This window comes from Buttiauxella cochleicola (genome assembly GCF_021283185.1).
GTDB classification, from domain to species: domain Bacteria; phylum Pseudomonadota; class Gammaproteobacteria; order Enterobacterales; family Enterobacteriaceae; genus Buttiauxella; species Buttiauxella massiliensis.
In genome coordinates, this window is sequence record NZ_JAJSOS010000001.1 from 341,317 (window position 1) to 366,607 (window position 25,291).

The window sequence follows — 25,291 nt, forward strand, 5'->3', positions numbered from 1 at the left end:
CTCAGTAGATATACGAGAACCAGCTCATCAGTCGTATGTAGATGCTACCGAAGAAGCTCATTACGCCAGCGCCATTGGCATAGACCAATACATCCGCCTGCCCACCGACCCGCAAGTTTTTAACCGGAGGGAAATCGTCTTTAACAAAAGCTATTTTCACCGGGAACCGCTGCGCCTGACGTAGCCAGTCACGGCTATTATCGACCGTAGGCAGAACACCTGCGGGCTGGCTTTGTGTAGCACTTACGCCATAACTGATGCTGCGCACCTGGCCTTTGAAAATATGCCCCGGCATGCTGTCGAGCAAAATGGCGACTTCATCACCGATATTCACGTTGCCGATGTTATTTTCGGTCATATCCGCGCTAATCCAGACATCGTTTATCGCCACCAGCGTCATAACTGGTGCCCCTGCGCCAAGAAACTGGCCGATATCAGTGCGCAGATCCGTTACCAGCCCGCGGTTGGTCGCAACAACTAGGGTATTTTTCCGGTCCAGTTCGGCTTTTTGCACCGCGGAACGAGCGCTCAGCAGTTGTGAGTTTTTTTCCCCGGAAACGCCCGCAGCTTCCGTCGCTCGGCGCACATCAGCAGCGGCGGCTGCCATCTGGCTACGCGCGGTTTCCCGCGTGGCTTGTGCCACTTCGAGTCGGCGAACTGAGATGGTGCCGGGATCTTCACGATACAAACGCTCCTGACGTTCAGCGTCTTTAGCCGCATTTTGATAAGCGGCTGTCGCCGCCTGTAAACCCGCTTTGGCTGCGGCAATGGTTTCATTATTGGCTTTGACCGAACTGAGCACCGTTTCATAGTCCGACCGAGCCTTAGCCAACGCGATGTCATAAGGCTCGGGATCAAGCTCAAACAGCTTATCGCCCGGCGAGACCTCCTGATTATCGCGAACATAGACCTTTTGGATTTGCCCTCCCACTTCCGCAGCAATGGGGATAACAAATGCCTGAATCCTTGCCTGAGAGGTATAAGGCGTGAGGCGGTCCGCCGCCAGATACCAGCAAAGCAATAAAATGATGACCACGAGGAGACCTATCACTCCACGTCGACTGGCTTGCCCCGCCGGAGATGAGGATTCTGTCATTGCTGTTTACCTTCTTTGGGTAACGTTGCTGATGGCAAAGGGGCATCCAATAAAGGCACCCAGTTATCACGCTGGCGTAAATGAGCATCGGTTTGCTTATCAACCAGTGGGCGCTCACGCCCTTTCTCCCAACCACCGCCCAGAGCCTTATAGAGCGTAATCAAGTCACGCATCAGGGCACCACGGCTATTCACTAGCCGCTCCTGTTGATTGAACAAGGCTCTTTGTGAATCCAGTACACGCTGGAAGTCAGCCATACCCTCACGATATTGGGTGTTGGCGATATCCAAAGAACGGTTTGCCGCTTGCCCAGTTTGGGTCAGCAGATCGATCTCTTGTTTATCATTGGCGTAAGCAACGGCTGCATCATCCACTTCACGTGCAGCCTGAAATACCGTATCCCGGTAGCGTTCATGCAGTTGCAGGAACCGCGCATCTTGTACCAACACCTGGTTACCCAGTCGCCCTTGATCAAGCAAGTTCCAACTAAATGTCGGCCCCGCAGCCCATGAGAGCGTGCTACTTCCGCCATTTCGGGCGCTAATTCCCACGCTGCCGATAAGAGAAATAGATGGATAGAGTTCAGTTTCTGCCACGCCTATCAAGGCTGACTGTGCCGCTAATTGCCTTTCAGCCGCTCGCACATCAGGTCGGCGGCGCAGCAAATCTGCAGGCAATTCCGACACCAGCTCGAGGTTGCCCTTCGGAAGGACCCCTGTGTTATCGACCATTTCGGGTAACGGGCCAGGTTTTCGCGCCAGCAGCACGCTCAATGCGTTCTGGCTCTGACGCAGAGTTGTTTCCAGTTGAGGAAGACTTGAGAGAGTTGACAGATATTGGGTTCTCGCCTGCTGTACATCCAGCTCAGCGCTGTTGCCACTGAGGAATAAACGTTCTGTGATTTGCAGGCTACGCTGCTGAATTTTGGCGTTACTGCGGGTAATTTGCAGGCGCGCTTCAAGCGTACGGATATTCACATACAGCTGGGCGACTTGTGCCGCCATCAGCACCTGAATATCGTCATATTGCGCAAGTGTTGCGAAGTAACTCGCATCGGCAGATTCGACACCACGTTTGAACTTGCCCCAGAAATCTATCTCCCATCCCAGGTTAAAGCCCGCGCCATAATTGGTGCTAGCGATGTAACGGTCATTATGTTGTTGACCGCCAGTAATGACTTGCCCATCGCCAATGGTTGCCTGAGGTGAGAGTAAGCTTTCTGCAATCCCCAACTGTGCTCGTGATTCAAGCAAGCGCAGACCGGCAATTTTAACGTCGGGGTTTTTCCGCAAGGCTTCGTTGACGAGCATCGTAAGCGTCGGGTCATTAAGCTGTATCCACCACTGGTCATAACTGCTCTGAGATACGCCAGATGCCATACTCTTCGTCGCTGGCTGCCATTGCGCCAGCTCCGGAACTTGTGGAGTTTTATAGTCAGGTCCCAGAGTGGTACACGCGCTCAAGACCAGGCTTGCGCCCCCCGTTATCAGGAGGCGCCTGAATCTGTCTTCACAGAGCATCTTGCCCGCTCAACGTCGGGCCAGACGGACCTTCCTTAACCCAAGCCATGAAGATTCGGTAACCAATAGAGAGCAAGGTCGCGCCAATAAACATGCCGAGAATACCGTTGGTCGCCATACCTCCCAGCGCCCCCAATAGCACCACAGGCATTGGCACATCTACACCACGCCCCAACAACAAAGGTTTCAGCACATTGTCCGCCATACCGGCGACAATCAGCAGTATGGTGAAAATGATATTCATCACCGTTCCGTTGTCGCCTGTCATCCACATAATCGCGATAGCCGGGGCGGTAACCAGTATCACCGGTACCTGGGCAATACCCAGAATCAGAGCCAGAACGAAGAAGATCCCCACGGCAGGAATACCAGCGAACGCCATCACAATACCGGCCAGCAACGCCTGAATGAAGGCAACACCAATAACCCCCATCGCTACGGCACGAATGGTATTGGTGCAAAGTTTAGTCAGGGCCGGGCCTTTTCTTTCGTCGGTGATGCGTGTGGCGATACTCGTAGCACTTGCCGCACCTGAAGCACCCCAGGCCATCATGATACCGGCGACGATAAAGGAGAATACAAAGCCAATCAAACCGCCACTCATGCTAGCCAGAATGGTAATAACCTGGCGGGTAATCTCACCTAGTTGCGGGCCATAACTTTTAACTAAACCCGGTAAATCTGTCGCGGCCTTCATCCACACGACATAGATTTTTTCGCCCACAATCGGTATTGCCACCAGGCGATTCGAAGGTTGCGGAATGACCAGGCTATCGCTGGTGACTTTCGTAATAAGCACACTGACACTATCACCCAGGGAGCTAATCATCGCGATGGTAGGTACAACAATTAGCAACACCCCCAGCAACACCAGCAAGGTCGCAGCCCATCCCTGTTTATTCCCCATACGCGCAGCAAAACGTTGATGAAGCGGATAGAGAGTCACCGCCAGAATAAGTGCCCACAGCAGCATATTCATAAAAGGCGAGATGACAGTAAAACAGAAGGAGGCTAGTGCGAGGATGAGACCAAATTTGATGAACATATCCAGAAATCTGGCAACCAGTCTTTTCTCAGCTAAGGGGGTATCATTAATTTCCATGATGCGGTTATTCCAGGTGATAGTGACTACGTAACTATCCAGATCTCGAGCATTAATGACCGGGACAGCAGATCGCTGGCATTGCATTTTAAAAAATTAGATTGAGCCCAGTAATATAAACCCGTTGGTTTTTATTAACTATTTTGATAATAGAACAAACAGACATTACTGCAAAAATGGCACAAAGAGTGTGGTCGCCAGACTTACCATCTAAAAACAAAGATAAAAAATTTAATCTATACAACGGCATTCTATTTTCGATAGCATTTTCCGTATAAATACAAATAAAAAATCAGAACTAAACTCTGTAAAAAACAACCTGTACAATCGAAAATATCACAACGGCGTTCGTAACACCTCAGTCACCGATGAATACATCACCAGAAACGAATGAAATGACAATACCCCCCAACATCATTGCGGGTGATGTTCTTTCTGCAGAATAATTATTTCAGGCTATACCCAAGTATTAAACCAGCCTTATTAGCACACAACAAAACGGTTTTTTGTTTATTTTTAACAAACACTAATCAATTCAATGAGAATAATTGCGGCATTAAGGTATCAAAGTGTTAATAATTAATTGCAAGCCATTAATAATACAAGGTCATATCTAAAAACAAGGCGACTGTTAGCACGCAAACCATAAAACCTCAGTTGAACTCAGGCTGATCCCACAACAAATGATTTTTGTGGTACAAAGTACCAGCAATTTTTAACCATTTTCAGGGACGCGCCATGTCTGTTTCCATCGATATTATTTCCTGCATCACCGATCGTTTTGTGGAGCTGACCACGACAGAAAAGCGTATTGCACAATTTATTCTCGATGATGTGCAATCAGCTACGACTTTATCAATTTCAGAAATGGCGCGGCTTACAGATACCAGTCAGGCATCGATTACCCGTTTTGCACGCGCGATTGGCTGCAAAGATGTGCGCGAGCTAAAAGTGAAACTCGCACAGTCGCTGGCGGTAGGGCAACGTTTTATTCTGGATGTACCTGACCTCGAAGGCGTGCAAGGTATCTACGAAACTATCATTAATGTGCTGGATATTAATCGCCGGGCGCTCGATACCGACTCGCTTAACAAAGCGGTGGAATGGTTGGGCCAAAGCCGACAAATTCTCGCTATCGGCATGGGCGGTGGCTCCACAATTTGTGCCCAGGAAGTACAATTTCGCCTGTTCCGTCTTGGCCTTCCGGTGGTCAGCCAAAGTGATGGTCTGCTGGTCAGAATGATGTGTTCGGCTGTGTCACCCAACGATGTGGTACTGGCATTATCGCTGGGAGGATACACACCAGAGGTGATTGAAAGTGCGGCTATCGCCCGGCAGTACGGTGCAAAAGTGATTGCCATCACCCCGCAAGACTCACTGCTGGCGCAAAACGCTGATATTGTGCTGCCGCTGATAGTGCGGGAAAACGACTATATTTTTAAGCCTAGTACCTCGCGCTATGCGATGTTAGCAATGGTAGATGTGTTGGCGACGGAGCTGGCTATGGCCAATAAAAACCAGACCAAAGACCGCCTGCGCCGCATCAAACTTGCCCTGGATAGCCATCGGGGTGGTGCGGACAGACAGCCTCTGGGGGATTAGCGGCTTGCCGGGTGCCTCCCTCAAGAAGAGGGAGGAGCGAACTAACCCTTAACGGTCTGCCCGATAACAGGTCAAATCCACTTCGACTTTACAATCCACCACCAGGTCAGCCACACAACAGACGCGAGCTGGCGGATGCTCGGCAAAGAACTCAGCGAACACTTTGTTAAACGACTGGAAATAGCGCGCGTCGGTAAGATAAACCTTCACATGCACCACATCGGCCAGGGTGTAGCCCGCACTTTCCATGATGTCCACGCAGTTCTGAATCGCCAGGCGCGACTGCTCAATAATGCCACCTTCAACGACTTCACCATCTTTCATTGGCGTTTGCCCGGAAACATAAAGCCAACCACCCGCTTCTACCGCTTTTGCGAAGGGTAAGTGCTGCCCGCCTGTTCCAGTGCTGCCACCGACTCCATAACGTTTAATGCTCATTGTTGTTCCTTATTTTTTTCATTCTCTCGAAAGAGGGGCGAAATGAAGGTGCGTTTTAGCGACGTAAGAACCGCCCGGCACGCCCGATAACTTGTTGATCCCGACCATAACTCATCACACCGTTAACCATTACCGCTTCGATACCAGCAGCCGGTTGTTGCGGATCGCTAAAGCTTGCCACATCGCGCACGGTTTCAGCATCAAACATCACTAAATCAGCATAATAGCCGCACTTCACCAGTCCGCGCCCCTCAAGCTGGAAACGAGCAGCCGACATTCCCGTCATCTTATGCACTGCAACAGTCAGCGGAAATAGCTTCTCATCACGGCTGTAGTGACCCAGTACGCGCGGGAAGGCTCCCCACAAACGCGGATGCGGCATCGGATCGTTTGGCAAACCGTCTGAGCCGACCATGGTGACCGGGTAGCTCAACACACGTCGCACGTCCTGCTCGTCCATGTTGTAGTAAATCGCCCCAGCTGGCATCAGCAATTTCCCCGCCTCAGTCAGCGTCATCGACCAGTTTTGCGCGATCTGTTTTAGCGACTGCCCGGCAATTTCAGGATGCGGTTCCGACCAGGTAATCACAATGTCGAATTCGTCGGTAATTTGTTTCAGGTCCAGCGTAGAAGAGCTCGCAGAATAGGGATAACAGTCACAAGACACATCCTGCTGCTGACGCACCTTGTCGAATAGTTTCAATGTTTCAACCGTCCGCCCCCAGTTCTTTGCTCCAGCACACTTATGATGTGAAACAACGACAGGCACTTTGCCATGGCGACCTATGCGAAAGGCCTCGTCGAGCGCCTCAAGAATCGGCTCAAATTCCGAGCGCAAATGGGTGGTGTAAATTCCTTTCCCCGCCGCCAACTCTTCCGCGAGCGCCATCACCTCTTCGGTTGTGGAATGGAACGCGCTGCCATAGGCAAGACCAGTACTTAACCCTAGACCGCCCTGCTGCAACGCCTCACGAAGCTGCGCGCGCATGGCGCTAATTTCTTCGCTTGTGGCGGCGCGGAACAAGTCATCCATATGATTATTACGCAGCGCCGTGTGGCCAATTAATGTGCCGACGTTAACCGCGGGCTTAGCTTGCTCTACGGCTTGCGCGTAGGCGGCAACCGTTGGGTAGATGAAGTGTTCCACTTCACCGAGCAAATTCATCGGGTCAGGCACATTACCCTTCATGGTCGCCGTGGCGGCACTGATTCCGCAATTGCCGACGATCACTGTCGTAATACCCTGGCTAATTTTTGGCAGGTACTCCGGCATCCGGATAACGTTAATGTCATCGTGGGTATGAACATCAATAAAACCAGGCGCCAGCACTCGGCCGTTACCATCAATTTCTTCATGTGCCGAGCCGCTGATCATTGGCGCGATTTCCACAATGCGATCGCCCTGCACCGCAACATCAGCACGATATTGCGCTCCACCGCTTCCATCGATAACCGTGACATTCCTGAACAAGTAATCGAACTTCATGTCTTCCTAACCCCCGTTATGTTCTGGATTAAAGTTAACCATTTACAAGCGTAAAAAACAGTGGAAGACTACTCAAAACCCCTATGAAGTTATGATACTTTTATTCAATTAAGCACATTATTTTTAATAAAACATATATTTTTCATTAAATTACAAATGATACATTGTCTGAAAGAAATGAAAATCACAAAGGAATAATGTTATGAAATACCAGAACGCTAACCTCGTCCTACACAAATCAGCCTTGATGTTTACCCCTGCTAATATCCTCAACGAAGACATTTGTTTACCCGCAGCCGTTATCAAAAAAGGCGCGCTGGAGAACAATATTCAGTGGATGCAGCGCTACGCAGATACGCGCGGTGTCTCCCTGGCCCCTCACGGGAAAACCACCATGACACCGTGGATTTTTCAACAACAGCAGCAAGCGGGGGCCTGGGCGGTAGGTGTCGGCAGCGCCTGGCAAGCAAGCATTGCGATGGTTAGCGGTATCAAACGAGTGTTGATGGTTAACCAGTTGGTCGGCAAAGCAAATATGCAGCTGGTCTCACAGCTAAAAGCTCATTACCCGGATGTCGATTACCTATGCTGTGTTGACAGTCTTGCCAATGCAAAAGCGCTTTCTGCTTTCTTTAGCGCGAATAACCAGCGGCTTGATGTTTTGATTGAACTGGGGGTACCTGGTGGGCGCTGTGGTTGCCGCACGACTGAACAGGCACAAACCCTGGCCGAGGAAATTTCTATACTCCCGGGTCTGCGCTTACGCGGCCTGGAACTGTATGAAGGCGTGCTGCACGGCGAAAACCCGCAGCCGAAAGTGGAAGCATTGCTGCGCGACGCCGCGGCACTCGCCTGCCAGCTAGAGCAATATGTTGACGGGGAATTTATCCTCACGGGTGCCGGTTCTGTTTGGTATGACGTGGTATGTAATGTCTGGCTGGTCGCGAAAAAACCGGCAAACTGCCGCATTGTTATCCGCCCTGGTTGTTACATCACGCACGATGCCGGTATTTACCAGCAAGCACAGGACGAGCTTATGGCGCGCGATAAAGTCGCCTGTGATCTTGGGGGAGATTTAGTCTCGGCTTTGGAGCTGGTTGCAATGGTGCAATCCGTACCGGAAAGCGACCGCGCGATTGTGAATTTTGGCAAACGAGACAGCGCTTTTGACGCAGGTTTACCGCAGCCTGTTGCGCATTACCGAGCGGGAAAATCACTGGAACTGGTAGCTAATGCCATCGAAACCACCGGCATCATGGATCAACATGCCATGCTGAAACTCAAAGCCGGTGCTGATGTGCAGGTGGGGGATATTCTGGTCTTCAGCACTTCCCATCCGTGCCTGACATTCGACAAATGGAAAGCGCTCTTACTGGTTGATGAGCAGTACAACGTTCTCGAAACGTTGGAAACAGCCTTTTGATCAAATAGTTTGCCGGTCGGGTTAGCATTCGCGACACCCGACATTTATGCCATCGGCTCAGCTATCAATCCCTTCACAAAGCAAATCAATAATTAACAACGAACCGTAGCGCACTTCTGTTAGCGGCAAAAGAATATCGTCGCTGTGAATAAATGAGCCGCTATCCCGGCCAATGAAAATGATTTCAGCACCCAGCCGACGCGCCTGATGCGCCGCCGCAATCAGTGCATTTTCTGGTGCAGATCCTGCAAAAACCACCAACACTTGTCCGGCACCAAGCATCGATGCAGTAATACTCATCAGCGCTGGGTCCTGACAAATATTGGCCGGATAGCCCTGAGTCAGCAGGCGATATTGCAACAGGCTCGCAAAAGGCGTATCTGCCGCACTGGCACTGAAAATATGCACCGCTTTCGCCTGTTTTAAACGAACAACTGCCTGATTGATGACTGCGGGTTGCAGTTCGCAGAACTGTGAATTTAGTGCATTTTGCAGCTTGTTCAGTTTTTCACGCCATGGCAAAGCCATATCACCACCGGCTACCGGTGTACTGGCTTGCGCCAGTTTCATACGTAAATCACGGATATCGTCACACCCCGAAGCTCTGGCAAATCGGGTAATAGTTGCCGGGCTAACCCCAGCAGCCGTCGCAAGCTGGTCGATGGTGGCCGAGGCAGCAAAAGAGACATCATCAAGAATGGTCTGCGCCACGCGTGATTCTTGCTGGCTGAAGTCATTCAGGCGGTTGCGGATCTGGCCGAGAATATCCCCGTTATTCTCACGCCCTATTGAGTGCGAAAACCTGTCGAGTATTTCGCTACCAATACCAGCGTTAAGGGCCAGCGCTTTCAGTGCACCCGGATCTACCCAGGCAGCATCGCCCAGCATAGGGGCTGCGGGAACTTGCAGATTGTTCTCCTGCTGTTGATGGCGCACCTGGCCGATAAAATCATTGATATCGTCACAGCCAATGCTGCGCGCAAAGTGCTGCAACGTGGCAGGGCTCACCCCTGCCTTTGTCGCTAACTCTTCCATCGTTGCTTCGGGTATTTGCGCGAAGTTATCGAGGAAAAAGCGTGCCAGACGAGATTCTTGCGCAGGCAGGCCAGATAACCCGTGTACCAGTTGGTAAACAATATCCATAACAGGAGGCGTCCTAATGTCGGCATTAACTGCTCGTTAAAAGCATCATAAATGTTTGAAATTATTTTTCAATCCATCTCATTCACGTACACATTATTCTCTACAACGCTCGCCATCCATATCCATTTTCCTATAGAGATCACATATTCATCCGGCCTCTGTGCCATCTGGAAATAATCCAACAGTGATCACACTCATGAAAATAATTTTCATACATGCTAATTAAAACAGCTAATGTATGAAATATGTTTTCAAATGAGGGGGAAGTTGTAATGAAAAAAATCATGTTGTGCTGTGCTGCGGGGATGTCCACCAGCATGCTGGTACAAAAAATGCGTACCGAAGCGACGAAGCGTTCTCTGGAAATCGAAATTGACGCCATCCCGGTATCCGAAATTGAAGGCCAATTGCGCCATGCCGACGTGGTATTGCTTGGCCCGCAAGTACAGTACGAATTACAGCGCCTGACCGAGCTTTCCACACCGCTGGGGAAACCTGTCGCGGTGATAGATATGATGGATTACGGCACCATGCGCGGCGATCGCGTGCTGGATAAAGCCCTCGCCCTAATGGCCTGAGACAGGCGGAGAACAAGATGAAAATTACCGTTATTGGCGGGGGAAGCAGTTATACCCCGGAGTTGATTGAAGGATTGATTGAACGCCATGCTTCACTGCCAATGGCGGAACTGGCATTGGTGGATGTAGAAGCGGGTCGCCAGAAAGTCGATATTATTGCCGCCCTCGCCCGTCGCATGCTCGACAGAAATGGGCTGGAGTCCGTCAAGGTATCCGTACATTTTGACGCTGACGAAGCCATCAAAGGTTCCAGTTTTGTCTTAACGCAGCTGCGTGTGGGGCAACTTCCCGCCCGCGCCGCCGATGAACGCCTGGGTTTGAGCCACAAGCTTCTCGGCCAGGAGACGACGGGGGTTGGCGGTTTTGCGAAAGCATTACGTACCATTCCAGTAATGCTCGATATTGCCCACCGCGTGGAGCGTCTCGCCCCGGATGCGTGGATTATCAACTTCACCAATCCGGCCGGCATTGTGACCGAAGCGGTATCACGTTATAGCAAAGCAAAAATCATCGGTCTGTGTAATGTGCCGGTGACAATGCACCATATGATTGCCGACATGCTAAAACTGCCTCATGACAAAGTTTCGCTCCGTTTTGCGGGCCTGAATCATATGGTTTGGGTGCATAAAGTGTTGGCAAACGGACGCGATGCCACCGACGAAGTTATTGAAATGCTGTGCGATGGCGAGCAGCTTTCCATGAACAACATTAAAGCGATTCCATGGCCTGCGGATTTGCTGCGCGCATTAGGTGCCATTCCCTGCCCTTACCACCGTTACTTCTGGCAAACGCGCACCATGCTGGAAGATGAACTCTCTGATGCCGCCACCAAAGGCACTCGTGCCGAGCTGGTCATGAAGGTGGAAGAGTCACTGTTTAAGCTCTATGCCGATCCAAACCTCGATAAAAAACCGGAAGAACTTAGCCAGCGCGGCGGCTCGTTCTACTCCGAGGTTGCGGTGCAATTGATTAACGCCTTACACAACAATCTCGGTATGGAAATGGTGGTGAATACCGCTAACAACGGTGCAATTCAGGGGTTACCAGACGACGCAGTGATTGAAACCAACTGCCTGATTGACGCCCTTGGCGCACATCCGCTGGCCTTTGGGAAATTACCGCTGCTGATGAACGGCCTGACTCAGCAAGTTAAAGATTTTGAACGTTTGACCATTGAATCGGCGGTTCACGGCGATAAGCAAAAAGCGTTACTGGCATTGGTGGCCAATCCACTGGTCGCTGATGTCAATCTGGCGTCTGCGCTGGTCGATGAAGTGCTAAGTATCAATAAAGCGTGGCTGCCGCAGTTTAACGTTTAAACCAGCGTTGTCGGATGTCGCTACGCTAATCCGACCTACGACTAAATAAAATTATAATTCTACCCAAAATAATTCGAGTTGCAGGAAGGCGGCCAGCCCGTAAGTCCCCAGGAGCATAGCTAACTATGTGACTGGCGCGCGCGGGTGCAGCCAACGCACCTACGGCTTGAAGTATGAAGGGTATCCGGGCAGGGGGTGTCTATGAACAAATCTATTATCGAAAAATATGTACTGCCAACCGCGCTAAAAATTGCCGGGCAAAAGCATGTGCTATCGGTGCGTGACGGTATCATTCTGAATATGCCATTTATGTTGATTGGCTCGTTCTTCCTTATTTTTGCTTATCTGCCGATACCGGGTTATGCCCAAATGATGAGCGACTTTTTCGGCCCAACCTGGCAGGAAAAAGTGCTCTATCCGGTTAAGGCTACCTACGACATCATGGCGATTATCTCCGCCTTTGGTATCGCTTATCGCCTGGCAGAAAAGTACCGCACTATCGATCCGTTGACTGCCGGTGCCGTGTCTCTGGTTGCGTTTATCATGACCATTCCGCAGCACATCATGTTTACACCCACTACGGGCGGTGCGGCACAATTAGTGAAAGGCGTAATGCCGATGGGGCAAATTGGCAGCCAGGGATTGTTTGTTGCCATCCTTATCGCACTGCTTTCAACCGAAATTTACCGCTTTATCAACAATCGTAATCTGGTTATCCGTATGCCGGAAGGCGTGCCGCCAGCGGTAGCTAAATCCTTCCTTGCGTTGATCCCAGGCTTCTGCGTTTTAGCGGTAGTGTTGGCACTGCGACTGTTGGTTGAGGCAACACCATTTGGCGACATCAATACGATGATTACCGAACTGGTTGGTATCCCTATGAGTCATGTCGGCGGTTCACTGCCAGGTATGATTATCTCGGTATTGCTGATTGGTATTCTGTGGATGCTGGGCCTGCATGGCGACACTATCGTATTGGTATTTATCCGTCCGGTCTGGTTGAGCAATATGTCGGAGAACCTCGAAGCATTCCAGAACGGTTTGCCTATTCCGCATATCATCACTCAACAATTTTATGACTTGTGGATTGCCCCTGGCGGCACCGGTGCCCTACTCGGACTGGTGATATTTATGCTGATCCGCAGTCGCAGTGCGCAGATGAAACAATTGGGTAAAATCGCCGCCCCCGGTAGCCTGTTTAACATCAGCGAACCGATGGTATTTGGCATTCCTATTGTGATGAACCCATATCTGGTCGTACCGTTTATTCTTACCCCTGTTGTATTAGTGATTGTTTCTTATATAGCAATGACCACCGGGCTTGTCGCCAAACCTGCGGGTATTGCCTTGCCGTTCACTACACCGATCGTGGTCAGCGGATACCTGGCGACCGGCGGGCATATTTCAGGTTCCGTGCTGCAAATCGTCAATCTCGGGATTTCGCTGGTGATGTATTACCCGTTCTTCCGCATCTGGGATAACCTGAAATATCGTGAAGAACAGGCCAGTAAATCGCAAAAAGAGGCTTCAGTAGCGCCTGTAACAGAGCAAGTAACGTCGTAAACCCGGCGAAGGGTGAATGGTGCCCATTCACCCTTTATCTGCTGTTCTCAGATAAGGTTAGCAATAATCATACTTTTCAATACTGAACAATCTCTTATACATCTATTTTTGAACAAAATTTTTCTTTCCCTAGTTGGCGAGAAATACAGTTCTGAACCATAGTCTAAAGGTAGGGAAAACAATTTATCTACCATAAGCAAAGATGAGGTTCGTCATGAAGATAGCTAAGGGTGTATTGGTAGCGTTAACTTTGGGTGCAGTATCATTCAGTGCATTGTCAGCAGAACTGTTGACGAAAGAAGCCTATAACGACCATAAAGATCAGTATGTAAAAGTAGGTACCATCACCACCAGTGGTGAAATGTCACCATCTGATGCCAAAGCAGAACTCTCCAAGAAAGCCGATGAGCTGGGTGGTCAGTTTTATGTTGTAACTTCTGCAGATACCGAGAATAAAATTCACGGCACCGCAAACGTATACAAGAAGAAATAACCTGTCTTCTAAATGGGCACCCCCTGTGTTGCCCATTTAACAACGCTTCCCTTCACAATAAAGCCAGATAACCTTTCCTACCCAAAATACCCTATACTTTGCCATCCGTACCTGATTGATATACCTGAATAACACAGGTATCTGGGTTTCTCTGATGTATATATCAACCCGTTTTAGAATTGTGATTCATCTGTGCGCTTTTTTAGTTGTTCTCTACAGCCTGACGATGATCCCGCCAATGTTGCTGGCTTTAATTGAAAAAGAACGCAGCCTGTTCGGTTTTCTTTATACCTTTCTCATCACTTTTACACTGGGAAGCCTGGCCTGGGTGATGACTGGCCGGTCTAATATTCAACTCGAAACCCGCGATGGCTTTATTATCATCGTTTTGTTTTGGCTGCTTTTTTCAGTAATCAGCGCCATGCCGCTGTGGCTGGATGACAGCTATAACGTATCTTTAGCTGATGCCATGTTTGAGGGGGTTTCGGGGATAACGACTACCGGAGCCACTGTTTTTAACGATGTCTCCCTATTACCAAAATCAATCCTCTATTACCGCGCCCAGCTCAACTTTATCGGCGGCCTCGGTGTCATCGTGCTTGCTGTGGCAGTATTGCCGCTTCTGGGTATTGGGGGAATGAAGCTTTATCAATCCGAAATGCCCGGGCCATTTAAAGAAGAGCGCCTTACGCCACGTCTTGCTGATACTGCCAAAAGTTTGTGGCTGACTTACTTGCTGCTGGGTGCTGCCTGCACAATTGCCTACAAACTTGCCGGAATGCCGTTCTTTGATGCGCTTTGTCATGGCCTTTCCACCGTCTCATTAGGTGGCTTTTCTACACGCACCGAAAGTATCGGCTTTTACAACAGCTATGCTATTGAGCTTGTCGCCGGGGCTTTTTCATTGCTCTCAGCCATCAACTTCACCCTCTATTTTGTCGCCCTGGCACGTCGCAGTATTAAGCCGTTTCTCAAGAGTGCGGAGTTGCGATTCTTCCTGATGGTGGCAAGCATTGTGATTTTAATCATCACACTGGAAGTCTGGCGCGCAGGAATGTACGCCCTACCCGCCTCGTTCGTTCATGCCTTTTTCCTGACCAGTTCAATGATTACCGATAACGGCCTTTCAACCAGCGATTACGCTTCCTGGCCGGTACACACTATTGTTCTGCTGCTGTCCGCCAGTTTCTTTGGCGGATGCGTAGGGTCAACCTGCGGCGGGATTAAAGCGCTGCGTTTCCTGGTGTTATTTAAGCAAACCCGCCATGAAGTACATCAACTGGCTCACCCGCGCGCCATCATGAGTATTCGGATTGGTAACTCGCCCGTTAACGACAGAGTGCTGCGTTCCGTGTGGAGTTTTTTCTTCCTCTATGTCGTGTGCACCTGCTTTTTTATCTGGATGCTGAACTTGCAGGGATATGACCTGTTAACCTCATTCGCCACCGTAGCGGCCTGTATTAACAACATGGGCTTAGGGTTTGGCGAAACTGCCGCAGGATTTGGTACGTTGAGCGATAGTGCAAAATACTTAATGTGTGCGGCTATGTTATTGGGCCGACTGGAGATCTATCCGGTGTTGATTCTGTTTTCGAGGACATTCTGGAGGAGCTAATATTCACGTCGCCGCTCATAGAGCGGCTTCTTATTTACATCTCACGCAGTCAATCTGACAGCGTGAGATCAGTAAGCCTAGCTCACTACACGCTAAGTTCACCCCAAACCAGATTCCCTTTATGGAATGTCGCGGTTCGTGGAGAGATACGTGCCACGGCTTCGGCAGAACATGAGGCATCCACCAGCACAAAGCTGGCTTCATCCTGCGCTTTTGGCCACACACGCTCGCCTTTGTCATTAAGCGGCAGCACATTTCCGGTGGCAATCGCCAGCGAGCGCGAAAGGTTTAGCTCACTCACACGCATATAAAGCTGCGCATATAAATTCGCTTTCTCCAACATGTCGCCCAGGCCATACGGCGACCAGTGGTCGATAACGCTGTCGGTGCCGGTCATCACAAACACACCCTTCTCTTGTAGCTGCTTGAGTGGCATATGCATGGTGCCAATCGGTACCGTTGACGCGATAGTAATTTGTTGCGCTGCCATACGCGTAGCAATCGCATCAACTTCTTGTTCGTTCATCATCGCCAGTGCAAAACCGTGGCTGATGGTCAATTTGCCTTTCAGCTCAGGAGTTTTCTCCACCGTTTCAACCATGTAATTCACCGCCGCAATGCCCGCCGGACTGGTTTCATGCAGGTGAATATCGACGCCCTTTTTGTAGTCGATGGCTATCTGGAACATAGCATCTAAGGATTTTTCCATCGCCCCATCGACGTTAGTCGGGTCAAGCCCACCCACGTAGTGAGCGCCCGCTTGCATTGCATCGCGCATCAACGCAACGGAGTTCGAGTGCAGCAAACCATGCTGAGGAAACGCGACAATTTCACAGCTAAAACCAGACTTACGGCGTTCCAGAACCGCTTGCAGATTCTCGAGGTTTTTCAGCCCGGAAACTGGCTCAACGTTGCAATGGCTACGAGCTATGGTCGAGCCTTTCGACTGAATCAAATCAATCAGCTTTTCCGCGCGTTCCTGTGTGACCGGTTGCAGTTCCGGCAAGAGTTTTTGCTCGAGGGCAATCATGTCCAGAATGGTGGTTCCCGCCGGGCGGTTGTGTACACGCCATGGGCCACCGTAGAAGGTTTTATCAAGATGGATGTGCATATCGCGCATCGCTGGCAGCAGCAGTTTCCCTGACGCATCGTAATGGGCAAGGGTGGCATCGGGATGCTGTTTATTTGCGAGCAGTGCCGCAATTTTGCCGTCTTTAATTTCCAGCGTTTTCAACTCGGTTTGCGTGCCAACAATAGTCTGTCCGTCGCGGCTAAAACCCGCCTCCAGCAGCACGTTGTCGAGGTAGTAATGGGATTCTTTAATGGCGCTCATGCGGTTGTCCGTTTCACAGGCGATGGAGGCTGGTTTCGCAGCATACGCCATCGAGCCGGTCGCGCCAAAGAGCGCACAGGCCGCCGCCACTTTGCCGCCGCCGCTTAAAAATTCACGGCGGCTTTTTTCTGCATTATTCATTGAGTTCTCCCACTCTTAGTCATTCACAATATGCGTGCCCGTTTCGCCACGCAGGGCGACGGATAATTTTTCCGGGGTGGTGATAATCACGCGCTTGCCGCCGTTGCGCAGGAACGCAAGGCTGGCGGTAATTTTTGGCAGCATGCTGCCAGGCGGGAAGTGGCCTTCATCGCTAAAACGCGCCATCTGTTCAACCGTGACTTCATCGAGTGCTCGTTGTTCTGGTTTGCCAAAGTGAACACACACTTTCTCCACGCCAGTGGTGATCACCAGAATGTCAGCGTTCACTTCGCGGGCCAGCAGCGCCGTTGACAGGTCTTTGTCGATAACCGCATCAACGCTTTGGTAATCGCCCTGTTCGCTACGAACAACCGGAATGCCACCGCCACCCGCGCCAATCACCACAAAGCCTTGTTTGATAAGCGCGCTGATGGCATCGGCTTCAACAATCCGTTTCGGTTCCGGCGAGGCCACCACGCGGCGGTATCCGCGCCCGGAATCTTCCACAAACTGCCAGTCGGGATGCGTGATTTTCAGCGCTTCGCACTGCTCTGCGCTAAAGAACGCGCCAATCGGCTTGGTCGGATGGGCGAAGTTTGGGTCGTTTTTGTCCACTTCCACTTGAGTTATCACGGTGACCGCTTTTTTGTCTCCGTGTTTCCCCAACTGGTTATTCAGCGCCTGCTGTATCAGATAGCCGATGCCGCCCTGGGTATCTGCCACACAGTTAGCCAGTGGCGTGAGCGGTAATCCCTCTTTCTCATGGGCGATTTCCGCTCGGCGCAGATCCAGCCCCACCTGTGGGCCGTTGCCGTGCGTCAGCACGATGTCGTAATCCGACGAAAGCATTTCCAGCACCGTCTGGGCCACTTCTTTAACCGCGACTTGCTGATGTTCAACCGACTGGCTGGCGTTATCTTTGATGATGCTGTTGCCGCCAATTGCCACAACCACGAGCTGTTTCATTGTTTTTATCCTTGTAGGGCAAAGGCCGGTGGATGCCGCCTGAGGCTTATCCACCCTACAAAACCGTAGGGCGGATAAGTACGCGTCATCCGCCATTTTTTATACCGAGGTCACAACCTCAGAAGCCGCTTCACGGCGGTCGAGCACGTGCTTCACCACAAACATCGCGCCCATCATCAAATACGCGGTGACAAACATCAGCGAACTGCCCTGCGCAAAGCCGACCATCGGCGCGTGAATCACGCCAAACAGTGCCAGCAACGCACCGACAACCGCAGCCACCGCACCGCGTAACGGCTTGTTGATAATCGCGAAGATTGCCACGCAACCCCACAACATGCTGGCGAGCGGTGCCCCGTTCCCCAGATGCACCAGTCCCTGGTAAAACACCCCTTTATGCGCCAGCGCTTCCGGGCCGATTTTCGCAGCCGACGTCCCGGCCGCGGCCATCACGCTATTCACCATGGTCAGCGCCCAGTTAGCTATCCACGGGAACAAGCAGATGAAGATAACCGGCACCTCTATTTTCGGTGTCTCTCGCACCACCTGGTTTGCCGTCACCACGCCGATAAACACCAGAATTGGCACAATGGCAGTCATCGGAATAATGGCGAGCATGAATGCACCGAGGCCAAACAACGGCACGATAAACATCGTCACACCGGACGCCAGCGTGTAGCCGATACTCGCACCCATCGCTTTCCAGCCCGCATGGCCAACGTACACCGTGACCGGGAACGGGTTCCCCATCAGGCAACCGAGCGTGGAGGCAAGGCCGTTGGTTAGCATCACTTTGCGGGTGTTGTATTCGTCACCCGCTGCGTGGGCGCTTTCGATGTTTTCCAGGTCGAAAATGTAGTTAGCAAGCCCCAACGGAACTGCCGATGCCAGATAAGGCAGCGCGTGCGGCAAGCCTTGCAGGAAGCTATCGACATGAATCGATGGCGGGTTAAAGCCGAATGATGACATCGAGGCTTTGATGGCTTCCGGGCTTTGCAGGCCAGAAACCCACGCCAGCGCAGTACCGGCAACCAACAGCAATAAGCCAGTTGGAATGCGGGCGAAAATCGGCTTTTTGCCAAACCAGTTAATGAAAATAAGCAGCAGCACGATGAAGGAAACCGTCGGCGCTTCAAACGCTTGCAGCATTGGGTTCATCGCCAGCAGCAATAAACCTAAGCCCGACAAACACGACAGCAGAACGGTACGCGGGATCATCTTGCGGATGGTTTCGCCAAGGAACGAACCACCCACCAGAATCATCGCTTCAACAAAACACCACACCAGGCCAATCTGAATCGCAAATTCGGCATCACCAGTTTGCTGGTATACCGGCATCAGCACCAAAAACGTCACGGTAAAGATAGACGGCGCACTTGGCCCGGAAGGCAGTGCGGTTACATCTTTTCGCCCTGTCTCTTTCGCCAGTTGCAGGCCAAACCAGGCGTAGCAAATGCTCGCTACCAGCACCGCCAGCCCGAAGGCTGGCGCAATGCGCCCGTAAACAATCTCAGTCGGAATACCCACTACAAAAATGAGTAACCCCATCATGGTCAGCAAGTTGGTCAGGTTGTTGGTCATCAACCCGAAATATGCCGCCCAGTCACCGCGTTTCCACTCAAGCTTAACGTTTGTCATCGGGGTATCCCTCAGAAAGAGTAACGCTCACCAAAGGCGAGCAGAGCCTTCTCAAAACATTCAAACGGCGGATGGACAATCCCGGCGCCAATCATGCCGATGCCCGCATCTTTGTGGGCAATGGCCGTGTTGATAACCGGCAAAATACCGCTGTTGCCCACACGCGTAATATCAATGGCGGTTGGGATGCCCATAAACGACAGCAATGGAATGGTGACGTTCGGGTTTTCGCCCAGCGTGATTTCACGCATCTGGCGTGAGAAATCGATAGCTTCATCCACGGTGCCGCCCACCAGCGCGACAATCGCCGGAGCCGTCGCCATCGCAAAACCGCCAATGCCGTAGGTTTCGGTGATTGCGCTGTCGCCGATATCCAGCCCGGAATCTGCCGGTTTGTAGCCAGCAAACATCGGGCCGATCACCTGCTGCGCCGGGCCGGTAAACCACTGCCCCGGCAAGCCGCTCACGCGCAGGCCGAACTCCACGCCGTTACGCGCCATAGTGGTAACCACGGTGCTGTATTCGATACCGTGCGCCGCGTCCATTGCCGCTTTGCACATCGCCATCCACGTCGGGCCGGAGAAGTAATCGCTGCTGGCGACAAAATCGAACACTTCTTTCTGCTGCGCCACGGTGAAGCTGGTCTGAATAATCCACGGCGTCAGCGCCTGAATCAGCAACGTGGTGCCCGCGTTGTTGCGATTGTGGCACTCGTCGCCCATATGCAGTGCTTGCGCCAGCATCAAACGCAGGTCGATTTCACCCGCCAGTTTCATCGCATCGCGCAGCATGGGGCCGAGCACATCACGCATCCAGAAAAGACGGTCGATCACGCTCTGGTCGTTAGCGCCCATGCGCAAGATCTTCGCCATCTGCTCGCTGAGGTTGGTATATGCGCGGTTGCCGTAGGTTTTGTTCTCGACGATATGCATAAACATTGAGGCAGACGTCACGCCCGCCATAGAACCCACGCAGTCGTGTTCGTGGCATGGCGAGAAGATGATTTCGCCGGAAGCGGCAAGCTGCGCGGCCTCATCAATATTTGCCGCCAGCCCTTCAAACACCAGTGCGCCCGTTACCGCGCCTTTCATCGCGCCACACATATTTTCCCAGGCTACAGGCGGCCCGGCGTGAAGAATGGTGTTGCGCGTCATGCCCGGAACCACGTTAATCGCCTGGTCGTAACCCACCAGAACAGGCTGTGACTGGATGATGCGCTCAACGGCCAGTTTGTTTGCTGCTGCTACTTTCTCGGCAAGTGCCGGAGCTGCGATGGAATCGAGCGCGTTAACGACAGCTAAATTACCCTGCCCCGGTGGCGTCCAGTCCAGTTGCGTCACAGGAACGCTCTGCTTTTTCAAATCATCGCTGAACATTGCAATGCCGACGTTAATCACATTTAGCGGTTGGTTGAATAAACTCATTGTGCTTTCTCCTTGCAAACAAACTCACGTGCAAGCAAACCGGTGTTGGTGCTACTACTTGCCCAGATAACGCCCGCATCCGTCAGCATTTGGCACTGCTTTTCAAGCGATGGCGTGTCCAAATCGGTGCCCAACACGTAGCCCAGGATTTCCAGGTTACGTTCTTCACGGGCAGCAATGGCTTTCGCTTCTTTGATGGCGTCGAGCATCACACCAACAGGGTCTTCATGGGAGCCAAAGCCCAAAACGAAGTCCATCACAATCACGCTCACTTCCGGGTCACGCGCTTCCTGCAACAGGCGGCTAATACGGTTGGTTGGGTCAATCATCGGATGTGGTTTGCCGTTGGTGAAATCGTCATCGCCAAAATCGAGGAAGGTGTGGGCGACGCTGACATTGACGTCTTTGAGGCGATATTCAGGGTTCGGCTGGATATTGCTGTAGACGTCCGGGTATTTTTCCAGTGCCGCAAACATCGCTTCGTCACACAGCGTGCCGCCGCAGAACAGCGCACGAATGTACTTTTGTTCAGGTTTCATGCGCGCACGTACTTCTTCAATCAGCGGCCAGTTAAGCGGGTGTAAGTCCAGCGACTCTTTTTTGATTCCGGTCAGCAGAACGGCTTTCAGCGCGGCCTCTTTCGTGGCGCGGGCAAACTGCAAACCTGCTTCATCCTCACGTGCTTCTTTAGTGCCGAGGAAGCAAACCACAACCGGTTTGCGGCACGCTTTAGCCCTCTCCAGCACTTTACGGGCTACCGCTTCAGCAGGCGGTTTAGAAACCAGAACAATCACTTCAGTTTGCGCGTCATCTTCCAGCATCTGGATTGCATCGAGCATCATGATGCCGCCGATTTTCTCGCTTAAATCACGCCCACCGGTGCCGATAAGTTGTGAAATTCCACCGCCAAACTCATGGATACGTACGCTCAACTCCTGGCTGCCAGTACCGGACGCACCAATAATGCCAATTGAGCCACGGCGTACCGCGTTACCAAAGCACAGCGCTGCACCGTTGATAATCGCAGTGCCGCAGTCTGGCCCCATCATCAGCAGCCCTTTGCTGTGTGCAAGCTGCTTGAGTGCCAGTTCGTCATCAAGGGAAACGTTGTCGGAAAAGAGCATCACGTTGAGGTCGTTTTCCAGCGCCTGACGTGCTTCACGGGCAGCAAACGCACCATTGACCGAAATCACCGCGAGGTTACTTTCAGGGATATTTTGATGCGCGCTGGAAAGTGTTGCATAACGAGATTCGTGGCGTGAATTGCCGCTGTCTTTGCGGGTGAAGAGCCCTTCAATGGCTTCAAGAGTGGCGTCGTTCGCCGTATCGCTCGCGCCTTTAATCACAATCATCAGGTCGCCATTTTTGGCCTGTTCGAGTTCGTCGTTTAACAGACCGAGGTTTTTTAAAACCCCTTTGTTCATCTCGGTCGCCATCGCGACAAATGCCTGTTCCACACCGTCAAGCTGGTTGGCTTTGGTTGAAATGGACATCAGTGAGACAGAATCAAAATAGGTATTCTTTTTAATTACAATCCTGGTCGACATAATTTCCTCCGTTAATTTTGGTCAAAGCGAAGGCATCCGCCATGCCGCAAAGCATGTCGCATCCTGAACTCGATCCTATTTTTTTAATTTCGTTAATAGACTGCTGAATATTTTCTAAATCACCATTGACCACCTGATAAATAAAACCATAAATAGTTTCACGATAACGTTGGTCAATAGCTTCACGCAGCGTAATAGCGCTTAGCTGCGTGGTTTTATGTTTTTCTCTCTCGATAGCGACAATAAAAACATCTCTATATTTCCGCGCTGGATGCCCGGTAATAAATAAAACAGCACTCAGGCCCGCCAGATAATCATCACCGGATGGTGTTAGTCCAATACCTAAACCCAGCAATCCACTTATTCCCTTTTCAATCCCAGCGCAATTCCCTGTATTTAGCGCTGATATAAGCTGCTTTCGGTGTAATTGCAGCAGGCGGCTCATTTCCTGGTAGAAAATATTATCGCCATGAAAATAAAATAGTGACGAACTTTGTATGACACTGGCCTGTGTCATTTGCGCAAGATGTTGCCAATCAATCTGTTTTATTCGTGTGTGGCTTAGAAAAAGCGCTTCCGGTTGCCAGCGTGTACAGCGCGAGAAATCGATACGTTTATCTGTGCCAATATCAATGCCGTTACTGTGAAAACTTACCCGTTCACCAGGCTTAAAGTGGTTCTGACAATGCTCTACTGCTAAACGACAGCTATTTGGTGCGTTATCACAATCAGTACTGAGCAAAGTGAAGATCTGTTGCCTTCCAGGGAGGTGAATATTCACCGCCCGGTCAAACACCTGCTCAACATAACCTGTTGTATCACCGTATAAATCCGGGGCGAAAAAAGCGCTATCTGCCGTTTGTGCAAAAAGGCACTGCCGCTGAAGATATCCGGCGATAGTGCATCTCCTGTGTTTTACGCGCCGGCATTTACCAGCAGTTCGGCAATCTCGTGATAGCCTTTTTCACGCGCAAGAGACAATGGGGATTTGCCATATTTATCGGTCATGTGCGGGTTGGCACCGTGATCCAGCAGTAGTTTGACGATCTCTTGCTGTTTCGCCCCACCATCGTTGAGCACAATGGCTTCAAGCAATGGTGTCCAACCAACAAAATTAGTGTGGTTAACGTTAATTTCGGTGCGTGTAACCAATTCACGGACAATTTCAACGTGTCCTTTTTCGCTGGCAGGGGTAATTCCCACACCACCAAAGCGGGATAAACAATTCAGATCGGGATTTGCCGGTAATATCAAACGTAATAATGTCAGGTCGTTATTAAGACAACTCAGTAAGAAGGGGTTGAAACAGGTTTGGTCTTGCTTATTAATATCGGCACCGGCGGCAATTAAATATTCCACACAGTCATATTTTTTGTGCAGGCTGGCGAGGGTAATTGCCGTACGCCCCTGACGATTAGTGGAGTTAATATCCACGCCATCGCTAAGGCATTGTTTTAGATTTTCCAGCTGCCCCTGCTCTGCTGCACTTAGAAATTCTGCAATAAGTTCTTTCTGAGACATATCCATACTCCCATACTTTGCTATTTCTGATGAATTGAGAATAGCAACACTATGGCCGCTTTAACATCCGTTTAAAAATCATTCATCGTTAATGACAGCATTGTTGAATAGCATTCAACAATGTGAGAAAAATGTGGTTCAGCGCAATCTTTTACCTATGATAAAACGGCTTTCGACAACCGTTAGCCTCAACTGGCAGTAACCACGTGAAGCCTTGTCAAAAGCGGGTTAAAGCGGATTCGAGAAGTGTGATGCTCTTCAATTTAGTTGTAACGGCAGTGTTAAATATGGTTCAAGGCAAAAGTGTGGATCATAAGGAATACAAATACATTCAACAATCGAGTTGGATGGGCGTCGGATGGTGCTGCGCTTATCCGGCATACGGGAGAGACACATGAATTCCATTTTTACCGAAGAGAACCTGCTGGCGTTCACCACCGCCGCGCGGCTTTCAAGTTTCAGCAAGGCTGCGGTCGAACTGGATGTCACGACTTCTGCCATCAGCTACACCATTAAGCGGATTGAGACGTACCTTGATGTGGTGCTGTTTGTGCGCAATACCCGCAGTATTGAACTGACCGAATCTGGCTTCTATTTCTATCGCAAAGCAACCGAACTGCTTAACGATTTCCACGCTATCAAACGCGGTGTCGATACCATCTCGCAAGGAATCGAGGTTAAGGTACGCATCTGTATCAACCAACTGCTTTACACCCCGCGCCACACAGCAAAGCTGCTGCAAATACTGAAAAAGCAGTTCCCCACCTGCCTGATAACCGTCACCACCGAGGTATATAACGGCGTGTGGGACGCCATTATTAATAACCAGGCCAACATCGCCATTGGTGCGCCAGATACATTGCTCGACGGTGGTGGGATTGATTACACGGAGATCGGCGCGATTCACTGGCAGTTTGCTATCGCCCCAACCCACCCGCTGGCATTTATGCCGGAACCCATTTCTGAAAGCCAGCTGCGCCTGTACCCCAATATCATGGTGGAAGACACAGCATCAACACTGAATAAAAAGGTGGGATGGCTGCTGCATGGGCAAGAAGCGATTCTGGTGCCAGACTTCAACACCAAGTGCCAGTGCCAGATTCTGGGAGAAGGTGTTGGTTTTTTACCAAGCTACATGGTGCGCGAGGCTCAGGATAGCGGCCTGCTGGTGACACGCCAGATAAACAACCCGCGCCAGGATTCACGCATGCTGCTGGCAACCCAACACGCCGCCACCGGGCAAGTCACCCGGTGGATCAAAAAGCAGTTTGCGCCAGGCGGGGTGCTGGCTGAGATTTATGGCGATTTATTAAAACTGGAGTAAAGTTTCAACCTTGATAGTCTGG

General features: G+C 51.0%; 21 protein-coding genes. 8 read left to right on the forward strand and 13 right to left on the reverse strand.

What is annotated here, in order from left to right; genetic code table 11:
* Position 1: 1 nt before the first annotated feature.
* From LVQ76_RS01555 to LVQ76_RS01565, 3 genes are read right to left on the reverse strand one after another with little or no spacing between them, the layout of a single operon-like run.
* On the reverse strand, positions 2–1,096 hold the full coding sequence (locus LVQ76_RS01555; protein ID WP_232920809.1) for an HlyD family secretion protein: 1,095 nt from the start codon (positions 1,094–1,096) through the stop codon (positions 2–4).
* Positions 1,093–2,559, reverse strand: coding sequence for an efflux transporter outer membrane subunit (locus LVQ76_RS01560; RefSeq protein ID WP_232920810.1), 1,467 nt, complete (start codon positions 2,557–2,559; stop codon positions 1,093–1,095). The genes LVQ76_RS01555 and LVQ76_RS01560 overlap by 4 nt, the downstream gene beginning before the upstream one ends.
* 46 nt (positions 2,560–2,605) lie before the next feature.
* A complete protein-coding gene (locus LVQ76_RS01565; protein ID WP_232920811.1) occupies positions 2,606–3,718 on the reverse strand; it encodes an AI-2E family transporter in 1,113 nt (370 codons plus the stop codon).
* A 738-nt stretch (positions 3,719–4,456) separates the two neighbouring features.
* Between LVQ76_RS01565 and LVQ76_RS01570 the strand changes: the two genes are divergently transcribed.
* The gene (locus LVQ76_RS01570) at positions 4,457–5,320 is read left to right on the forward strand and encodes a MurR/RpiR family transcriptional regulator (RefSeq protein WP_232920812.1); all 864 of its coding nucleotides are present in this window, start codon (positions 4,457–4,459) and stop codon (positions 5,318–5,320) included.
* A 48-nt stretch (positions 5,321–5,368) separates the two neighbouring features.
* On the opposite strand, the gene LVQ76_RS01575 is transcribed toward LVQ76_RS01570, so the two are convergent.
* Together LVQ76_RS01575 and LVQ76_RS01580 are read right to left on the reverse strand one after the other, a co-directional pair.
* Positions 5,369–5,758: a RidA family protein gene (locus LVQ76_RS01575; protein ID WP_232864216.1), complete on the reverse strand. Its 390-nt coding sequence runs from the start codon at positions 5,756–5,758 to the stop codon at positions 5,369–5,371.
* Positions 5,759–5,813: 55 nt separating this feature from the next.
* The gene (locus LVQ76_RS01580) at positions 5,814–7,244 is read right to left on the reverse strand and encodes an N-acyl-D-amino-acid deacylase family protein (RefSeq protein ID WP_232920813.1); all 1,431 of its coding nucleotides are present in this window, start codon (positions 7,242–7,244) and stop codon (positions 5,814–5,816) included.
* A gap of 202 nt (positions 7,245–7,446) precedes the next feature.
* On the opposite strand from LVQ76_RS01580, the gene LVQ76_RS01585 reads away from it, so the two are divergent.
* Positions 7,447–8,667 (forward strand): amino acid deaminase, encoded by a 1,221-nt coding sequence (locus LVQ76_RS01585; RefSeq protein ID WP_232920814.1) that lies wholly within the window; start codon positions 7,447–7,449, stop codon positions 8,665–8,667.
* Between the two features lie 57 nt (positions 8,668–8,724).
* Here LVQ76_RS01585 and LVQ76_RS01590 read toward each other — a convergent pair whose 3' ends face one another.
* Positions 8,725–9,810 (reverse strand): MurR/RpiR family transcriptional regulator, encoded by a 1,086-nt coding sequence (locus tag LVQ76_RS01590; RefSeq protein ID WP_232864213.1) that lies wholly within the window; start codon positions 9,808–9,810, stop codon positions 8,725–8,727.
* Between the two features lie 272 nt (positions 9,811–10,082).
* Between LVQ76_RS01590 and LVQ76_RS01595 the strand changes: the two genes are divergently transcribed.
* From LVQ76_RS01595 to LVQ76_RS01615, 5 genes are all read left to right on the forward strand, one after another.
* Positions 10,083–10,388, forward strand: coding sequence for a PTS sugar transporter subunit IIB (locus LVQ76_RS01595; protein WP_064516930.1), 306 nt, complete (start codon positions 10,083–10,085; stop codon positions 10,386–10,388).
* Between the two features lie 17 nt (positions 10,389–10,405).
* Positions 10,406–11,707, forward strand: coding sequence for a 6-phospho-beta-glucosidase (locus LVQ76_RS01600; protein WP_232920815.1), 1,302 nt, complete (start codon positions 10,406–10,408; stop codon positions 11,705–11,707).
* Between the two features lie 201 nt (positions 11,708–11,908).
* Entirely contained in the window at positions 11,909–13,267 is a 1,359-nt protein-coding gene (gene celB, locus LVQ76_RS01605) for a PTS cellobiose transporter subunit IIC (RefSeq protein WP_232920816.1), read from the forward strand.
* Between the two features lie 214 nt (positions 13,268–13,481).
* Entirely contained in the window at positions 13,482–13,760 is a 279-nt protein-coding gene (gene yahO / locus LVQ76_RS01610; RefSeq protein WP_232864211.1) for a DUF1471 family periplasmic protein YahO, read from the forward strand.
* A 154-nt stretch (positions 13,761–13,914) separates the two neighbouring features.
* Positions 13,915–15,375 (forward strand): TrkH family potassium uptake protein, encoded by a 1,461-nt coding sequence (locus LVQ76_RS01615; protein WP_154155285.1) that lies wholly within the window; start codon positions 13,915–13,917, stop codon positions 15,373–15,375.
* Positions 15,376–15,460: 85 nt separating this feature from the next.
* Here LVQ76_RS01615 and LVQ76_RS01620 read toward each other — a convergent pair whose 3' ends face one another.
* From LVQ76_RS01620 to LVQ76_RS01650, 7 genes are all read right to left on the reverse strand, one after another.
* Positions 15,461–16,849: an amidohydrolase family protein gene (locus LVQ76_RS01620; protein ID WP_232864210.1), complete on the reverse strand. Its 1,389-nt coding sequence runs from the start codon at positions 16,847–16,849 to the stop codon at positions 15,461–15,463.
* Between the two features lie 15 nt (positions 16,850–16,864).
* Positions 16,865–17,815, reverse strand: coding sequence for a carbamate kinase family protein (locus tag LVQ76_RS01625; RefSeq protein ID WP_232920817.1), 951 nt, complete (start codon positions 17,813–17,815; stop codon positions 16,865–16,867).
* Positions 17,816–17,914: 99 nt separating this feature from the next.
* On the reverse strand, positions 17,915–19,453 hold the full coding sequence (locus tag LVQ76_RS01630) for a xanthine permease (protein ID WP_154155278.1): 1,539 nt from the start codon (positions 19,451–19,453) through the stop codon (positions 17,915–17,917).
* Between the two features lie 11 nt (positions 19,454–19,464).
* Entirely contained in the window at positions 19,465–20,877 is a 1,413-nt protein-coding gene (locus tag LVQ76_RS01635) for a YlbE family protein (RefSeq protein WP_232920818.1), read from the reverse strand.
* On the reverse strand, positions 20,874–22,424 hold the full coding sequence (gene fdrA, locus LVQ76_RS01640; protein WP_232920819.1) for an acyl-CoA synthetase FdrA: 1,551 nt from the start codon (positions 22,422–22,424) through the stop codon (positions 20,874–20,876). The genes LVQ76_RS01635 and fdrA overlap by 4 nt, the downstream gene beginning before the upstream one ends.
* Positions 22,402–23,322 carry an oxamate carbamoyltransferase subunit AllH family protein gene (locus tag LVQ76_RS01645; RefSeq protein ID WP_502257618.1) on the reverse strand — a complete coding sequence of 307 codons (921 nt, stop codon included), beginning with the start codon at positions 23,320–23,322 and terminating at the stop codon, positions 22,402–22,404. Before LVQ76_RS01645 ends, fdrA begins: the two co-directional genes overlap by 23 nt.
* Before the next feature lie 17 nt (positions 23,323–23,339).
* Complete coding sequence (locus LVQ76_RS01650; protein WP_232920821.1) at positions 23,340–23,945, reverse strand: ankyrin repeat domain-containing protein; 606 nt, start codon at positions 23,943–23,945, stop codon at positions 23,340–23,342.
* Between the two features lie 394 nt (positions 23,946–24,339).
* Between LVQ76_RS01650 and LVQ76_RS01655 the strand changes: the two genes are divergently transcribed.
* Positions 24,340–25,269 carry a LysR substrate-binding domain-containing protein gene (locus LVQ76_RS01655; RefSeq protein WP_232920822.1) on the forward strand — a complete coding sequence of 310 codons (930 nt, stop codon included), beginning with the start codon at positions 24,340–24,342 and terminating at the stop codon, positions 25,267–25,269.
* The last annotated feature ends 22 nt before the right edge of the window (positions 25,270–25,291 follow it).

What these genes read in the sequence shown, in the direction of transcription:
- LVQ76_RS01555 (WP_232920809.1), bottom strand. Translation starts at nt 1,096, where the DNA reads ATGACAGAATCCTCATCTCCGGCGGGGCAAGCCAGTCGACGTGGAGTG.
- LVQ76_RS01565 (WP_232920811.1), bottom strand. Translation starts at nt 3,718, where the DNA reads ATGGAAATTAATGATACCCCCTTAGCTGAGAAAAGACTGGTTGCCAGA.
- LVQ76_RS01570 (WP_232920812.1), top strand. Translation starts at nt 4,457, where the DNA reads ATGTCTGTTTCCATCGATATTATTTCCTGCATCACCGATCGTTTTGTG.
- LVQ76_RS01575 (WP_232864216.1), bottom strand. Translation starts at nt 5,758, where the DNA reads ATGAGCATTAAACGTTATGGAGTCGGTGGCAGCACTGGAACAGGCGGG.
- LVQ76_RS01580 (WP_232920813.1), bottom strand. Translation starts at nt 7,244, where the DNA reads ATGAAGTTCGATTACTTGTTCAGGAATGTCACGGTTATCGATGGAAGC.
- LVQ76_RS01585 (WP_232920814.1), top strand. Translation starts at nt 7,447, where the DNA reads ATGAAATACCAGAACGCTAACCTCGTCCTACACAAATCAGCCTTGATG.
- LVQ76_RS01590 (WP_232864213.1), bottom strand. Translation starts at nt 9,810, where the DNA reads ATGGATATTGTTTACCAACTGGTACACGGGTTATCTGGCCTGCCTGCG.
- LVQ76_RS01595 (WP_064516930.1), top strand. Translation starts at nt 10,083, where the DNA reads ATGAAAAAAATCATGTTGTGCTGTGCTGCGGGGATGTCCACCAGCATG.
- LVQ76_RS01600 (WP_232920815.1), top strand. Translation starts at nt 10,406, where the DNA reads ATGAAAATTACCGTTATTGGCGGGGGAAGCAGTTATACCCCGGAGTTG.
- celB (WP_232920816.1), top strand. Translation starts at nt 11,909, where the DNA reads ATGAACAAATCTATTATCGAAAAATATGTACTGCCAACCGCGCTAAAA.
- yahO (WP_232864211.1), top strand. Translation starts at nt 13,482, where the DNA reads ATGAAGATAGCTAAGGGTGTATTGGTAGCGTTAACTTTGGGTGCAGTA.
- LVQ76_RS01615 (WP_154155285.1), top strand. Translation starts at nt 13,915, where the DNA reads ATGTATATATCAACCCGTTTTAGAATTGTGATTCATCTGTGCGCTTTT.
- LVQ76_RS01620 (WP_232864210.1), bottom strand. Translation starts at nt 16,849, where the DNA reads ATGAATAATGCAGAAAAAAGCCGCCGTGAATTTTTAAGCGGCGGCGGC.
- LVQ76_RS01625 (WP_232920817.1), bottom strand. Translation starts at nt 17,815, where the DNA reads ATGAAACAGCTCGTGGTTGTGGCAATTGGCGGCAACAGCATCATCAAA.
- LVQ76_RS01630 (WP_154155278.1), bottom strand. Translation starts at nt 19,453, where the DNA reads ATGACAAACGTTAAGCTTGAGTGGAAACGCGGTGACTGGGCGGCATAT.
- LVQ76_RS01635 (WP_232920818.1), bottom strand. Translation starts at nt 20,877, where the DNA reads ATGAGTTTATTCAACCAACCGCTAAATGTGATTAACGTCGGCATTGCA.
- fdrA (WP_232920819.1), bottom strand. Translation starts at nt 22,424, where the DNA reads ATGTCGACCAGGATTGTAATTAAAAAGAATACCTATTTTGATTCTGTC.
- LVQ76_RS01650 (WP_232920821.1), bottom strand. Translation starts at nt 23,945, where the DNA reads ATGTCTCAGAAAGAACTTATTGCAGAATTTCTAAGTGCAGCAGAGCAG.
- LVQ76_RS01655 (WP_232920822.1), top strand. Translation starts at nt 24,340, where the DNA reads ATGAATTCCATTTTTACCGAAGAGAACCTGCTGGCGTTCACCACCGCC.